The organism is Methanosarcina mazei S-6, assembly GCF_000970205.1.
GTDB classification, from domain to species: domain Archaea; phylum Halobacteriota; class Methanosarcinia; order Methanosarcinales; family Methanosarcinaceae; genus Methanosarcina; species Methanosarcina mazei.
In genome coordinates this window covers 3,712,189-3,727,890 of sequence record NZ_CP009512.1, presented here as the reverse complement: position 1 = coordinate 3,727,890, position 15,702 = coordinate 3,712,189, and the positions used below count along the sequence as shown (strand labels likewise).

Here is a 15,702-nt window from a genome sequence, read left to right as displayed (position 1 = left end):
TTTGGTTATAGTGAAAGAGTTCCAGCCCGGCATTCCAATCGAGTACCAGGATGAATAGACTACTGGTAAAGAAACGAATCGCAATCAAAGACAGGTAAAGATATGAGCAATAACCAGACCCCGGAGCAGAAAGCCAGAAATGAAATCGATAAAAAATTAAATGATGCTGGCTGGATTGTGCAGGAAAAGAGCATGATAGACTGGAGTGCTTCCAGGGGCATTGCAGTTAAGGAGTATCTTTCCGATGTGGGGCCTGCTGACTATGTGCTGTTTGTTGATAAAAAGCCGGCAGGAATTATTGAAGCAAAAAGGGACGAAGAAGGCCACAGATTAACCGCTGTCGAGGAACAGTCCGCCGAATATGCATCAAGCAAGCTAAAGTACCTTAACAATGACCCTCTTCCTTTTGTATACGAGAGTACCGGGGAACTCACACGTTTCACGGATTTCCGAGACCCGAAGCCGCGGTCAAGGCCTGTTTTTTCTTTTTTCCGCCCCGAGACCTTTGAAGAACACTTAAAAAAGAAACCACTTAGGGAAAGGCTTCTTGAGATTCCTGAACTGCGCACCGAAGGTCTTCGAGACTGCCAGGTTATGGCAATTTCAAACCTTGAAAAGTCCTTTAAGGATTACCGCCCGCGGGCTCTGATTCAGATGGCAACAGGATCCGGAAAGACCTATACTGCCATAACCTTCATCTACAGGTTACTGAAATTTGCGGATGCCAGAAAAGTGCTTTTCCTTGTTGACACTAAAAATCTGGGTGAGCAGGCGGAACAGGAGTTCATGGCTTATGTGCCCAATGACGATAACCGCAAATTTACTGAGCTGTATAATGTTCAGCGCCTGCGTTCAAGCTATATTTCTTCGGACAGCCAGGTATGTATTTCCACAATTCAGCGGCTTTACTCCATCCTGAAAGGCGAGGATCTGGACGAAAAAACCGAAGAGGAAAACCCTGCCGAGAGGGGCTGGCAGCCAAAGGAACCGCTTCCTGTTGTGTATAATGAAAAGGTCCCTATTGAAGAGTTCGATTTTATTGTCATAGACGAGTGCCACCGTTCAATATACAATGTGTGGCAGCAGGTTCTGGATTATTTTGATGCTTTTTTAATAGGTCTGACAGCCACACCGGATAAACGCACCTTTGGCTTTTTCAATGAAAATGTGGTGAGCGAGTACAGCCATGAAGAAGCAGTTGCGGACGGCGTGAATGTGGGCTATGATGTGTATCTAATTGAGACTGACATTGGAAGGAACGGAGCAAACATACCAGCCCGGGAGTTTGTGGACAGACGTGAGAAGCTTACCCGCAAAAAACGCTGGGAACAGCTGGACGAAGATTTGGCCTATACTTCCAGGCAGCTTGACAGGGAAGTGGTCAATCCCAGCCAGATACGGCGCGTGATACGGACATTTAAGGAGAAGCTGCCTGAAATCTTTCCCGGAAGAAAGGAAGTTCCCAAGACTCTTATTTTTGCCAAAAACGACAGCCATGCTGATGATATTATCAATATTGTGCGGGAAGAGTTTGGAGAAGGTAATGCCTTTTGCAAGAAAGTAACCTACAAAGCTGAAGAAGACCCAAAATCGATATTGTCGGCTTTTCGCAACGAATACAATCCAAGAATAGCGGTTACTGTGGACATGATTGCAACAGGCACGGATGTTAAGCCTCTGGAATGCCTGCTCTTTATGAGGGATGTCAAAAGCCTCAATTATTTTGAGCAGATGAAAGGCAGAGGGACACGAACCCTGGGCTTTGACGACCTGCATAAAGTGACTCCATCGGCTGTTTCAGCCAAAACTCATTTTGTAATCGTGGACGCTATAGGTGTTACAAAAACTATGAAGACCGACAGCCGGCCTCTTGAACGTAAGAAAAATACCTCACTGAAAGACCTGCTGGCAGCAGTTACTTTCGGCGCTCAGGACGAAGACCTTTACGTTTCACTGGCTAACCGGCTTGCGAGGCTGAACAGGCAGATAAATGAGAACGAAAAAGCCACTTTTACTGAAAAAGCGAATGGGAAAACTATCAATCAAACTGTAAAGGACCTGCTTAATGCATATAATCCCGATATGATCGACCTTAAAGCTGATGAGATCAAACTGCGCGAGCCGGAAATTCAGGACACCGATGTAAAGGAAAAGGCGCAGGAGATCCTTATTGATATTGCCAGGTCCACTTTTTCCGGCGAGCTGAACGAATATATCGAAAACGTGCGCAGGGTCCATGAGCAGATAATTGATACAGTGAACCTTGATACCCTTAAAAAAGCCGGATGGGATATGGATATACTGGCAAGGGATGAGAAGCTGATCAACGATTTTAAAGCATATCTGGAAGCCAATAAAGACGAGATCACAGCCCTGAGAATTTTCTACAACCAGCCCTACCAGCGCAGGGAAGTAACTTTTGCGATGATAAAGGACGTGCTGGAAAAAATGAAACTGGAAAAGCCTTACCTTGCCCCTCTCGATGTATGGCAGGCTTATGAGCGGCTGGATAAGGTAAAAGGAAATTCCCCTAAAAACGAACTCACTGCCCTTGTCTCCTTAATCCGCAGGGTAACTGAGATTGACCCTGTGCTGACCTCGTACGACCATACCGTGAACCGCAACTTCCAGGACTGGGTGTTCAAAAAGCAGGCTGGAACCCTGAAATTCAATGAAGACCAGATGAACTGGCTCAGAATGATAAAAGATTATGTTGCAACCAGCTTCCATCTGGAAATCGATGACCTTGACTACCATCCCTTTGATATCCTTGGCGGGCGCGGCAGGATGTACCAGCTTTTCGGGGACGAGATGAATACGGTTATCATTGAATTGAATGAAGCGCTGGCGGTGTGATTTCTATAGAAAGGCCGGGCGATGCCAGTTTGTGACCGTCAAACACTTTACACCTATTTCCCATTGTTTGTTTTTATTTCCCATTGACTGATCGGCAGAGTACGTGACTGATGATTTGCAGGCGAACTTTACAAAAAATTAAACTAATAATATTACCCTCAGTAATTATACCGTCAGTGTTATATACAGGAACTTACATAGTATATATTGTTCACAAGGAACTGAGCTGTAAAGTGAAGCAAATTCAGGACAGAGTAAAACCCTGATCCCGCAATGAACTTCATTGACACGCAGGCTTAAAATGAAGCAAGTTCAGGACAGCCTGAAAACTGATTCCGAATATACTTCGTTGACGCGTAAGCTATAAGGTGAAGCAAATTAAGGACGGCTTGAAAACCTATCCATAGATATACTTCATTAATGCTTTTACTGCGAGGTGGAGCAAATTCAGGACAGAGTAAAATCTGATCCCGTAATATACTTCATTGACGCGTAAGCATCAGGTGGAGCAATTTCAGGACGGTTTGAAATCCCATCCCGTAGTATCCCTTCATTTATAGCGTAAACTGCGAGATGAGGTAAATTCAGGGCAGTCTGAAGGCGATCCCAAAATCTACTTCATTGACATGTAAGCTTAAAATGAAGCAAATTCAGGACGGCTTGAAAACCGGTCTCGAAACCTACTTCATTGGCGTGTAAGCTGTAGAATGAGGCAAATTCAGGACAGAGTAGAGCCTGTTCCCGAAATAAACTTCATTGTTGCAGACCAAACCTTGTGAACTCCTTATTCACTCTTTTAACCAAAGTTAAAACGTATAGAATTGTTCTCTTCTTTTACTGTTTTCCTCCTCCCTTTTCCTTTATCTGCGACCCCAGCACATGGATATATGTTTTTCATACAGCTCGATTTTTTAATGCAAGCTCTGAACTGCAGAAGTAGACAATTATTTAATTAACTGACATCTTAAAAGTACTCCTAAATTAATAATGAGATATTCGGAGAAAACTGTGGTGAAAACTGTGGTGAAAACTGTGGTGAAGAGTGGGTGAAAAGTGGGTGAAAAGTTGGGTGAAAAGTTGGGTGAAAAGTTGGGTGAAAAGTTGGGTGAAAAGTTGGGTGAAAAGTTGGGTGAAAAGTTGGGTGAAAAGTTGGGTGAAAACCAGCTGGAGATAATCGAGAAAATAATAAATGATCCTCAAATCTCAATTGTAGAACTAAGTCAAAGAATTGGAATTAGTACTACTGCAATTGAAAACAACATCGCAAAATTCAAAGAAAAGGGAATTTTGAAGCGTGTAGGTCCTGCAAAAGGCGGTCACTGGGAAGTTGACCTGGAACTTGCCGACACTTTTAATAAAACTTAATTTCTGAGATTGAGTTCGGAGAAAAGTTTGGAGAAAACTGTGGTGAAACTGTGGTGAAAGGTGTGGTGAAAATTAGTTACTTGATTTGGAAAGATATTTCAAATCATTCTTCAGCACATTTTTCTTTGATTTAAAGTATTCCAATGACTTATTCGGTTCTTCAGTTGTGACTTGTGCGAGTTTATCAGCTTCAATGCATTGCTGCTGCAAATTAACAATTTTTAGATATTTTTCTAACCTGCTCTCTGTACTGGTATTAAGTTCATCCATCGAGATTAAAGCATCAGATGGATAAACGCTGTCCAAATTATCCTTTACTGAATCAAAACGATAGTATCCGTAGTCTTTCACATTCAGTAATCTCTTTGTGTTTCTTGAAATATTCTTCATGGTTTTGAGTTTTTCATAAAACTCTGGATTTCTCTTGGGACCAGAATGGATTCCTCCAAGACTGTCCAGACCATAACCAAATCCTAAAATATCCCTTGCAGACAGCACTTTCTGGTCGTTAATCGATTTGCCGTAACTAGCATTTACAAAGTGAAACAAGTGATTCTCTTCATATCCTCTTTTGGCAAGCTCCCTTTTCATTGCATTTAGCATATCTATATAATTTGTAATCATCCTGCCGTCAAAATCAACATAATAAGCATTGATTCCTTTATCAAGGTAATAATTTATGAGTTCCCTGCCGAACAGACTGACTGTTGCAGGTATATATCCCATAATATTTTTCTTGTTTCGGATTTCGATACTTTCATAGCATGAATCCAGATATTTTACGAAGGCATCAAAGTTTTCAACGTTCAAATTTCTGGCTGCTTTAGGGATTGAAGGAATCGGTGTTATATCTGAGTGTGAATATGCAACGTTAGTCAGGATTTCAATTTCTTTCTCTGTAGGGTATCTCCAATTCTCTCCCTTATTCTTAAATTCCAGCAGGCAAAAATACGGACAGGAATTAGCTTTTTCTTTTTCTCTTTTTAGTTGCCTGTTTTTTTCAGATGAGAATTTTATATCCTGATCCTTTTTTACAAGAGACTCTTCATCAAATTTCAGAAAAAGCTCCTGCAAGTCACAGAGTTCTTTTGGGAAAGAAGTATCTTTATAGAAACTGTTTGTTGCAATTGCTTTTGTTGGTGTTTTCAGGTCTTTGTCCCCTATCCGCACCTGTAAACTTCTTAAATCAGTATCATCAGCAATTGAACTCAGATGGATTTTCGTTTCTTTAGTCATCTTAACAGTTCCTTGAGGACATCTTCTTTTATCCAGAAAGAAGAACATTTTATGCTATTGTATATCTCATTACAATCGGTATTTGTAAGTTCATTAAGTTTTTCTTTTTGCCATAAGAGTAAGCCTATAGTCCCATTTACTTTTATTCCATACTTCGACTTTAACTGTCTCGCTCTTTCATCAATGATACAGCGATAACTGTCTCCTGATTGTTCTTTATCTATACCGGCACAGAGAACGCTGATTTCTCCTGCATGCAACCAGGGATACCGTTTAGAAATTTTCGACAAACATTGTTCATCAACATCATCTATAACCGAAAAACCTTTGCAAGCCTTGAATAACTTGAACGTCTCAGGGTTTTTTTCAAGCTCTTCATATACCTGTTTTGTGACGAATAAATCATAGCCGTGTTTTTTGCAGATTTCAAAAGCTTTCGGAAAGTTAGCTTCCCTAAGCAAGCAGACAATTGAGGAGGCATCAAATATTTTCACGCTTTTTACCTCCTCTGCAAATCAAGAAAAGTCTCTATGTTTACACCTGCTAGAGAAGCAGCTTTTTCTAAACTGACGATACCTTTTTTGTAGATGGAAATCGAGTTTTTAACTCTTGATTTCATTATTCTGCGATATTCAGTTGATTCGATGGTGTATTCAGGATATGAAGCATAAATAAAAAGAAGAATTTCATCATTGGTGAGATTACTGATAAACTCTTTAAAGTCAGCAATTGATTCTTTTTCTTCTGAAGAAAAGGTATCCTGCTTCAGCCCCAACACTTTGATACCCGAAGGAGTAATTTTGTAAGTATTCCCCTCTTTTTTTTCAACAAGACCCATTGATACTAGGTTATCTATACTAACTTCAGAAGCTTCACTATAAGGACCGAGGAAATGAGGAATGAATTCTGCTCGTTCATTCACCTTATTAATGTAATTCGCTATCAGAAACATCTCTTTTTGAAAAGCAACGTTTCCTTTTACTGGTTTCTTATCTTTTTCGTTCAGTAATTCAAGTATAGCAACGCTTAAAGGAGAAAGGTCCTCTGCAATAGTATCTAATGAAAATCTCAATCTTCTTCCCCCTTAACCTTTAATTCGGTAATTGTTGCTATGTGGAATAATATTCATACTTCAAACGATATGGCAACTATGTTGTATAATACTTCTCATTAAAATTTTTGATTAAATCGCTGAATGACACAAGTAGACAATTATTTAATCAACTGACATCTTAAAAGTACTCCAAAATTGATAATGAAAGGTTTGGAGAAAAGTTCGGAGAATTCTCGAATACAGAATTAGATTGATTATGACTGCGTGAGAATGGTGAGAGACTTATGATAGAATATCCAAGAGGTTCAGAATGGGCAAAATGGGATTTACACATCCATACACCTGAATCAATTATTAATGGTTACGGAAATTCAGCAGATGTTTGGGAAGAATTCCTAACAGATCTCGAATCATTACCAGAAGATTTCAAAGTTCTAGGGATCAATGATTATCTATTTCTTGATGGTTATGAAAGGATTAAACATGAAAAAGAAATTAATGGTCGATTACCCAATATAAAACTAATATTACCTGTCGTTGAGTTTAGAATCCAAAAATTTGCTGGAGTTGAATTTCGTAACACCAAAAGAATTAACATGCACGTTATATTTTCAGATGAACTTAACGTAGAGACAATTAAAAGTCAGTTTCTAAACGCTCTAGAGCAATCTTACACATTAACTCCCGGCCTTGACCCTGAATTATGGAATGGGAGTATTACTAGAAAGAGTTTAGAAGATCTCGGAAGCAAAATAAAAGCCACTGTTCCTAAAGATCAATTATCCAGTTATGGATCAGACTTAATTGAAGGATTTAATAACCTTAATCTTAACGAGAAAGAAATATTAAAAGTATTGAAAAAGCGGCATTATTTTAAAGATAAATATTTAATAGCAATTGGCAAAACAGAATGGGATCTACTCCAATGGTCGGAAGGTTCAATCTCAGAAAAAAAGAATACCATCAATGATGCTCATCTAGTATTTACATCTGCAGAATCTGTTGAACATTATATTAAAGCAAAAGAAAAACTAAAGGAACAAGGAGTGAATTATTTGCTCCTTGACTGTAGTGACGCTCATACTTTTTCTCATAATACTCGAAAAAAGGATAGGATCGGGAACTGTTTCAATTGGATTAAAGCTAATCCTACGTTTGAAGGATTACGGCAGGTAGTTTTTGAAAAGTTTGAACGTATTTGGATTGACGAAGAGAACCCAAAAAAGAGGTATGAAAAGCCTTTTTTTTCGGAGATCAGGATTAAAACTACTAATGTTTTCATTAATAGTAGTGTTAAATTTAGTGGAACTGTACTACCGCTAAACTCTAATCTTGTTACAATTGTTGGTGGTAGAGGTACAGGCAAAAGTGTGCTTCTAGATGCTATTGCCAAAACTTTCAACAAAACAAATATGAACGAACGCTCTAAAGATATTTTAATTAACAAAGATAATTTCATAGTTACATATCAGAAACCAGATGGAGAGAATATTGAATACCATATTGATGATAAAAATAACCTAGACTATTTACATATTTACCAAGGAGAGGTTAAGGAAATAGTTGATCCAAAGAATCCTGCGATATTGGATAACGAGATAAAAAAACTTCTCAATTTGCCCATAGAAGAGGATCCATTAAATCTAACAGAACCTGAGGTTGAGCGATTAATCAACGAAATTTTTGTTATAAAAGATTGGTTGAACTATGTAGACAATGAGGGTAATCTGCTTAACTCGATTGAATTTAATCAAAGAAAGAAAAAAGAGAAGGTAGATTTAATTGAAACTATTACTACTAATGAAAATCGTCAATTGATTAATCAATACATTGAGAATCTCAATGAAATTAACAACATTACAGGAAACGTTAAAAAAGTACAACAGATTTTATCTGAAATGGAATATTTCCAGAATAGAATGGATATTGAAATTGAAAAGTTAAATGAAGATATTGATATCCAAGAAGATAAAATTCCATTTTTGAATATTTCTATTCAAATTTATCGTTTTAGGAATTATATACAAGAGAAAGATAAAAAAGTTGAAGAGCTATATCAAAAAAATTTAAAAATTGATACTAAATTTAAAAATGCCGGAATTAAAATAGATGTCACATCATTGTTAGAACAAATAGAAATTTATCAAAGTGAAATTAATAATTATAAAAATAAAATTAATGAGATACATTTTAAAATTGAAGAAATTAATAACAAATTTTCAAAACTAAGCAAGCTAGCTGATTTAATCCTACAATCTCATCATAAACGCATTACATATATTGATGATAGATGGACGCAGTTAAAAAATGGAAAAAAATATTGGAATTCTGAACAAAAAAACATAACTGAGGAGCTGTTGAATGATATTCAGGTAAAAGCTCTCGAAATATTTGACTCAAAAGAGTTTTTCGCTCAAATATACGGACATCATTGCCTAAATCTTCGCAAGTTTCGAGGAACACAGTCTCAAACACAGAATGAAAGACTTGAGGAGACTTTCCAAATTAGAGAGCAAAACGATCTATTAAAATTATTGAAAGGTGAAAAAGTTGTCAATGTGGATAATGTTCTTCTAAATTTGGCAGAGTTATTAGATTCTGATTTATTTAGCAAAGACGGTAAAAGAGAATTCTTAAGGATACTTCTTTTAGAGAAAAATAGAAGGAAATATTGGAATGTACAAACAAACTCTACTTATAAAGGAAAAGAGATAAGCCATCTTTCAGTGGGGATGAGAGGCACTTTCTATGTATGTTTAAAGCTTGCTACAGATCCTTTTATAAAACCTTTTGTTTTCGATCAACCAGAAGATGATCTGGATAATGATTTTATCATGAATTCTTTAGTGCCAATTTTCAAAAAAATTAAAAAATATAGACAAGTGATTATTGTAACACATAACGCCAATTTAGTTGTGAACGCTGACGCTGAACAAGTAATTGTGGCAAAAAATGAAGATGAAGTTTTAAGTTATGAATCGGGAGCAATTGAAAATCCAGCCATAAAAGAGCAGATATGTAAAATTCTTGAGGGTGGCAAGCCTGCATTTACGATGAGAGAGAAAAAATACGGATTTGTGAACATATAATGACTGAAAGCGAAAGAATGTTACCTTCTCATTGGATCTGTTCCTAGCTGGGTGAGGTTTGCCAAACTACCAGTGGTGGTACTCCAAGTAGAAAGAACCCTTCGTTTTACGAGGGAAATATTCCATGGGTAAAGTCGGGTGAACTCAATTATAATACAATTTTTGAAACTGAGGAATATATTTCAGAAGAGGCGATTAAAAAATCAAGTGCAAAAATCATTCCCAAAGATACATTGCTGGTTGCTTTATATGGTGCTACAATTGGAAAACTTGCGTTTTTGGGTGTTGATGCTGCAACAAATCAAGCTGTATGTGCAATTTTTAAAAATGGAATTTTTGAATCAAAGTTTTTGTATTATTTGTTTTTCCATAGAAAGCAGGACTTGATTAAAGAAGCAATTGGTGGGGCACAACCTAACATTAGCCAGACAATTCTTAAAAACTTGGAAGTAACAATTTGCCCTCTTCCCGAACAACGCGCCATAGTCTCAAAAATCGAGCAGCTCTTCAGCGAACTGGAAAACGGCATTGCCAACCTCAAACTGGCAAAGGAACAGCTTAAAGTATATAGGCAGGCAGTGCTGAAAAAAGCATTTGAAGGGGAGCTTACGAAAAAATGGCGGGAGCAGCAGACGGATTTGCCGGATGCAGGGGGGTTGCTGGAGCAAATCAGAAAGGAAAAAGAGAAAGCTGCAAAAAAAGCCGGCAAAAAATTGAAACAGGTTAAACCTTTCACTGAGGATGAATTGGAAGATTTGAACAGGTTGCCAAAAGAGTGGAATTGGGTAAAAATTGGAAATCTTACACTTGGCGTAGAATATGGAACATCTGCGAAATCAAAAGAATCAGGTGATGTTGCTGTATTGCGCATGGGAAATATTCAAAACGGAAGGTTTGATTGGAGTGATCTAGTTTATACAAGTGATAAGACCGAAATTGAAAAATATTTATTAAGTAAAGATGATGTTCTTTTCAATCGTACTAATAGTCCCGAATTAGTTGGTAAAACAGCTATATATAAAGGTGAAAAACCTGCTATTTTTGCTGGCTATCTAATAAGAATAAATCAACTTTCAGAATTAGCAGTGGCAGATTATTTGAACTACTTTTTGAATTGTCATATCGCAAAAGTTCATGGTAATTCCGTAAAAACTGATGGTGTTAATCAATCAAATATAAACGGTGAAAAGCTTGGGAATTATCCATTTCCTCTCTGTTCTCTTCCCGAACAGCAAACCATTGTTCAGGAAATCGAAACCCGCCTTTCAATCTGCGATAAGATAGAGCAGGATATTGAAACAAATCTGGAAAAAGCCGAAGCACTCAGGCAGAGTATTTTGAAAAAAGCGTTTGAGGGGAAGCTGCTTAATGAAAGGGAACTGGCAGAGGTTCGCGGGGCAGAGGATTGGGAGCCGGCTGAGGTTTTGCTGGAAAGAATAAAAGCTGAAAAGGCGCAGAATGGAAAGAAGTGAGGAATATGGGTCTGGAAAGGTTGAAAAGGCTGCTTAAAGAGAAGGAAGGTATCCGTCTTGAATTCAAAGAGGCACGGACAGCTTTACCCGGAAATTTATTTGAGACAATCTGTTCCATGCTCAACCATGACGGGGGAGACATAGTTTTGGGAGTTAGTGACGATGGCACTGTAGCCGGAGTTGAACATGCAAAGATGGAAACGATGATCAGCAATCTGGTCAACCTTTCAAATAATCCGCAGAAACTGGATCCTCCATTCATATTATTTCCGCAAACGTATGAAATTGATGGCAAATGGCTCATCCACATTCAGGTTCCTTCCAGCTCACAGGTACACAAAACCTCCGGCATAGTGTTTAACCGCAGCAATGACGGGGATTTCAGAGTTACACAACCGCAACAAATAGCAGAGATATATAACCGTAAAAGAATGCATTACACCGAAGGTATTATTTATCCCGGACTGCGCTTTGAAGATTTCAAAGTCGACCTGTTCCCAAAAGTCAGAAACCTTATAAGAAGTAACAATCCCAACCATCCCTGGCTGGCTCTTACCGATCAACAAATGTTAGAAAAAGCAGGGCTGTGGAAACGGGATATAAACAGTACACAGGAAGGTTATACCCTTGCAGCAGCTTTGTTGCTGGGAAAGGATGAAGTTATCCAGCAGTTGCTTCCATTTTTTAAAATTGATGCTCTTGTCCGTATCGAAGATATTTATCGTTACGATGACAGAGAATATATCCAGACAAACCTGATCGAAGCCTATGAACAATTAATGACTTTTGTTGGCAAACACTTGCCCGATAAATTTTACATGGAAGGAGATCAGCGAGTAAGTCTTCGGAATAAAATATTTCGAGAAATTGCTGCAAATTTGATAGTCCATAGAGAATATATGAATGCTTACCCCTGCACATTCATAATCTATTCGGACAGGGTTGAAACTGAAAACGCCAATAATCCACATGGAGAAGGCCCTATAGATCCAGAACGTTTTGCTCCGTTCCCAAAAAATCCCACTATTATCAAATTCTTCATGCAACTTGGGAGAGTAGATGAACTCGGTTCCGGGATTTTAAATGTAAATCGATTTATCAAAGAATATGCTGACGGTGGCAGCCCTCAGTTTATTGAAGGAAATGTTTTCAAGATGATCATTCCTGTTGCTGGAGAGAAAATTGAGGGAGCAATTGAGGGAGCAATTGAGGGAGCAATTGAGGGAGCAATTGAGGGAGCAATTGAGGGAGCAACTAAAAAAGTCAAAGATAAACTTGCCATTCTTTTAAAAGCGATAGCTGAAAATGAAGGTAAAAAAGTTCCTGATTATGTTGTCATTACTAAAATACCTAGAAGTAGCATTGAAAGATATATAAAACAATTAAGGGAAGCAAACTTAATAGATTTTCGTGATAAAGCAACACTGATTGGCGGTTATTACTTGACTAGTAAAATGAAACAAAAATTGAAGGAGAAGTCATAATAAAACATTATCTTGGATGGTAAAGGGCTACCCAGCAGGCTACCCAGCAAGCTACCGCGCAAGCTACCCCGCAAGTCACCGAGCAAGCTACCCCGCAAGTCACCGAGCAAGTTACCGCGCAAGATGGCAATAGATATTGAAAATAAATTTTCTTAAGGAAGCAAAAACAAAAATATTACTCTCATCTCAAGGATCCAAATCATGTCTGAAAACACCTCATCCATCGTTTCCAAAGTCTGGAGCTTCTGCAACGTCCTCAGGGACGGGGGCGTGAGCTACGGAGATTATCTGGAACAGTTGACCTACCTCATATTCCTTAAAATGGCGGAAGAATACAGGAAGCCGCCCTACAACAGAAATATCGGCATCCCCGAAGAATACACGTGGGACAGATTGAAACAGCAGCGAGGGGCAGAACTCGATACCCATTACAGGGAGCTTCTCGAAGAGCTTGGGCAAAAGCCCGGGATGCTCGGGCAGATCTTCCTCAAATCCCAGAACAAGGTCAGCGACCCTGCCATGCTCTACAAGATCATTGATATGATCGACAAGGAAAGCTGGGTCATGATGGGTGTGGACACAAAAGGGGAAATCTACGAAGGGCTCCTGCAAAAGAATGCCGAAGACACGAAAAGCGGAGCCGGGCAGTACTTCACTCCCAGGCCTCTTATTAAGGTTATGGTGCAGTGCCTCCAGCCCGAACCCATGAAAACAATCGGAGACCCCTGCTGCGGCACAGGCGGGTTTTTTCTGGCAGCTTACGACTTCCTTACCTCGCACCACCGGCTGGACAGGGACCAGAGCCGCTTCCTGAAAAACAAAACTTTCGGGGGCAATGAAATCGTCGCAGGGACAAGACGGCTTGCCCTGATGAACATGTTCCTGCACAACATCGGGGAAATAGACGGGGAACCAATGATTTCCAATTCCGATGCTCTCATAGCAGATCCAGGTTACCGTTACGATTACATCCTCACAAACCCGCCTTTCGGAAAAAAGAGCAGCATGACCTTCACAAACGAAGAAGGCGAGCAGGAAAAAGAAGAACTCACTTACAACCGCCAGGACTTCTGGACAACCACAAGCAACAAGCAGCTCAACTTTTTGCAGCACATCCACACGATCCTCAAGACCGGTGGGCAGGCAGCAGTCGTTCTTCCTGACAACGTTCTCTTTGAAGGCGGAGCAGGAGAGACCATTCGCAAGAAGCTTCTCGAAACCACAGACCTGCACACAATCCTGCGCCTGCCGACAGGCATCTTCTATGCAAACGGCGTAAAAGCAAATGTGCTTTTCTTTGAAGCAAAACCCGCATCAAAAGAGCCCTGGACAAAAGAAGTGTGGATCTACGACTACCGCACAAATGTGCACCACACATTGAAAAAGAACCCTCTGAAGTATTCCGACCTCGAAGATTTTATCAGATGCTACAACCCGGAAAACCGCTTCAATCGGAAAGAGACCTGGAGTGAAGAATCTCCCGAGGGCAGGTTCAGGAAGTTCAGCTATGACGAAATAATAGCAAGGGACAAAACAAATCTGGACATTTTCTGGCTCAAGGACAAAAGCCTTGCTGACCTCGACAATCTCCCTGACCCGGATATTCTTGCAAACGAGATAATTGAGAATATGGAAGCTTCACTGGCAAGTTTCAAGGAGATTATGGCCACGATCAACGGAGAAAGTGAAGAGAATTAAAATAAATTCCTCATCTGCCTGAAGGAAAAGATCAATATGTCTGAAGATTAAAAATGCTCTGATATTCTTTTTATCATCGCCAGATCCGGAATTCATTTTTCAATAAAATGTTGTGGTTTTCAACAAAATGTTGTGATTTTCAATAAAATGTTGTGGTGGATATCCACCACCTGCCGTCACCACTTATGTTTGTGAGATTTCCGGTCCGGCTGCGAGGTCGCATAAATAGATATCATTGCCAGACGTACCATCAACATAGTTCCTGTCCAGTCCCCATACAATAGTATTATTGTACACTTCCGGTGTTGTATAAACTTCTTCAGGATAACCGTATATCAGTGTGCTTTGTCCTGCAGATATGTTATACAGGTACACCCCGGGTTTGCCTTCATAATCATCAACACATTTATTGTATACAATTTTATCATCCTGTATGGAAACATGTGTCCCTGTGCTGGCGCCGTATTCATTTCCATCCGGGTCGGTGTCAAGTGGGTGTGTAACGTCTGTGATATTCTCTGTTAATATATCATACATCGCAATATATCCCTGATGATTATATACGTCAGACCAGATGACCCTCGTGTCCCATATGCGCGGTATGTTTGGGTCTCCGTATGAAACGACAGTTTTTCTTTCCCCGGTGTCAATGTCATACATCCTGATAGTTATATCCGCTTCCGGGTCTTCTGAATATGAGTAATACACTACCTTGGTGCCATATATGTCGGGATTGGTGCCATTTCCTATTTTTTCCTGTGTGGAATTGGATATGTCCCTCAGATACACGCTATCGTTTGCGCTCCAGACAATTCTGTTGTCATAAATAGCAGGTCTGCTGTACTGGTCTACTTCCTGCGTGATGTAACTTTTCGTGGCTGTCGGAATATCGTAAACAGCAATCCTTGGAGTTCCAATACTTTCATCATGCCACACTATTTTGTTTTCATAAATATCCGGACTGGATGCCCCGGAAGAGCTAAACCTGATGCCTGTTCTGTTTGTCAGGTCGTATAGATGAATAACGACCCCGTTTGTCCACACCACCTTATCACCATAAACAGCAGGGTCGTATCCGGTTCCGATTTTCGTAATTTGAGCCGCGGAAGCTGCGGCTGAGATCAAAACCAAAAAAACAAAAACCAGGACTGATGAAGCTAAAGCTATTGAACATAGCTTCCCCTTATTTCCCATTTATTTTCCCCCAGTTATCTTTCTTTTTCAAATTAATATACAGTTTATATACTCTGGATATTTTTCGGGTTCTATAATATTCTGTATTTTTCGGGTCCTACATTATTCTGTATTTTTCGGGTCCTACATTATTCTGTAATATCAGGTTCTGTAATATTCTGTAATTACATCTGAATCATCTATTACTAAAGTCACATTAATCCAGATCCGGGCTCTTTGGCCGGCTAATTATGTGATAAATTAATAAAGAGGCT

Annotated in this window: 10 protein-coding genes; 6 read left to right on the top strand and 4 right to left on the bottom strand. The window is 39.4% G+C overall.

The window, feature by feature from the left end:
• Positions 1 to 102 precede the first annotated feature (102 nt).
• Together MSMAS_RS16020 and MSMAS_RS16015 are read left to right on the top strand one after the other, a co-directional pair.
• Positions 103 to 2,856 carry a type I restriction endonuclease subunit R gene (locus tag MSMAS_RS16020; RefSeq protein ID WP_048046804.1) on the top strand — a complete coding sequence of 918 codons (2,754 nt, stop codon included), beginning with the start codon at positions 103 to 105 and terminating at the stop codon, positions 2,854 to 2,856.
• A gap of 1,053 nt (positions 2,857 to 3,909) precedes the next feature.
• Positions 3,910 to 4,221: a winged helix-turn-helix transcriptional regulator gene (locus tag MSMAS_RS16015; RefSeq protein WP_052716891.1), complete on the top strand. Its 312-nt coding sequence runs from the start codon at positions 3,910 to 3,912 to the stop codon at positions 4,219 to 4,221.
• Between the two features lie 72 nt (positions 4,222 to 4,293).
• Here MSMAS_RS16015 and MSMAS_RS16010 read toward each other — a convergent pair whose 3' ends face one another.
• The 3 genes from MSMAS_RS16010 to MSMAS_RS16000 are packed head-to-tail and all read right to left on the bottom strand — an operon-like array spanning position 4,294 to position 6,529.
• The gene (locus MSMAS_RS16010) at positions 4,294 to 5,505 is read right to left on the bottom strand and encodes a hypothetical protein (RefSeq protein WP_155395390.1); all 1,212 of its coding nucleotides are present in this window, start codon (positions 5,503 to 5,505) and stop codon (positions 4,294 to 4,296) included.
• Entirely contained in the window at positions 5,454 to 5,951 is a 498-nt protein-coding gene (locus MSMAS_RS16005; protein ID WP_011033607.1) for a hypothetical protein, read from the bottom strand. The genes MSMAS_RS16010 and MSMAS_RS16005 overlap by 52 nt, the downstream gene beginning before the upstream one ends.
• Positions 5,952 to 5,956: 5 nt before the next feature.
• A complete protein-coding gene (locus MSMAS_RS16000; protein ID WP_011033608.1) occupies positions 5,957 to 6,529 on the bottom strand; it encodes a hypothetical protein in 573 nt (190 codons plus the stop codon).
• 266 nt (positions 6,530 to 6,795) lie between these two features.
• Here MSMAS_RS16000 and MSMAS_RS15995 point away from each other — a divergent pair, with 266 nt between their 5' ends.
• The 4 genes from MSMAS_RS15995 (at position 6,796) to MSMAS_RS15980 (ending at position 14,254) form a co-directional block, all read left to right on the top strand.
• Complete coding sequence (locus tag MSMAS_RS15995) at positions 6,796 to 9,600, top strand: TrlF family AAA-like ATPase (protein WP_011033609.1); 2,805 nt, start codon at positions 6,796 to 6,798, stop codon at positions 9,598 to 9,600.
• Positions 9,601 to 9,647: 47 nt separating this feature from the next.
• Positions 9,648 to 11,072: a restriction endonuclease subunit S gene (locus MSMAS_RS15990; RefSeq protein WP_080503043.1), complete on the top strand. Its 1,425-nt coding sequence runs from the start codon at positions 9,648 to 9,650 to the stop codon at positions 11,070 to 11,072.
• 5 nt (positions 11,073 to 11,077) lie between these two features.
• Positions 11,078 to 12,556 carry an RNA-binding domain-containing protein gene (locus MSMAS_RS15985; RefSeq protein WP_048046802.1) on the top strand — a complete coding sequence of 493 codons (1,479 nt, stop codon included), beginning with the start codon at positions 11,078 to 11,080 and terminating at the stop codon, positions 12,554 to 12,556.
• Positions 12,557 to 12,757: 201 nt separating this feature from the next.
• A complete protein-coding gene (locus MSMAS_RS15980) occupies positions 12,758 to 14,254 on the top strand; it encodes a type I restriction-modification system subunit M (RefSeq protein WP_011033612.1) in 1,497 nt (498 codons plus the stop codon).
• Between the two features lie 183 nt (positions 14,255 to 14,437).
• On the opposite strand, the gene MSMAS_RS15975 is transcribed toward MSMAS_RS15980, so the two are convergent.
• On the bottom strand, positions 14,438 to 15,448 hold the full coding sequence (locus MSMAS_RS15975; protein ID WP_011033613.1) for a hypothetical protein: 1,011 nt from the start codon (positions 15,446 to 15,448) through the stop codon (positions 14,438 to 14,440).
• Positions 15,449 to 15,702: the final 254 nt, after the last annotated feature.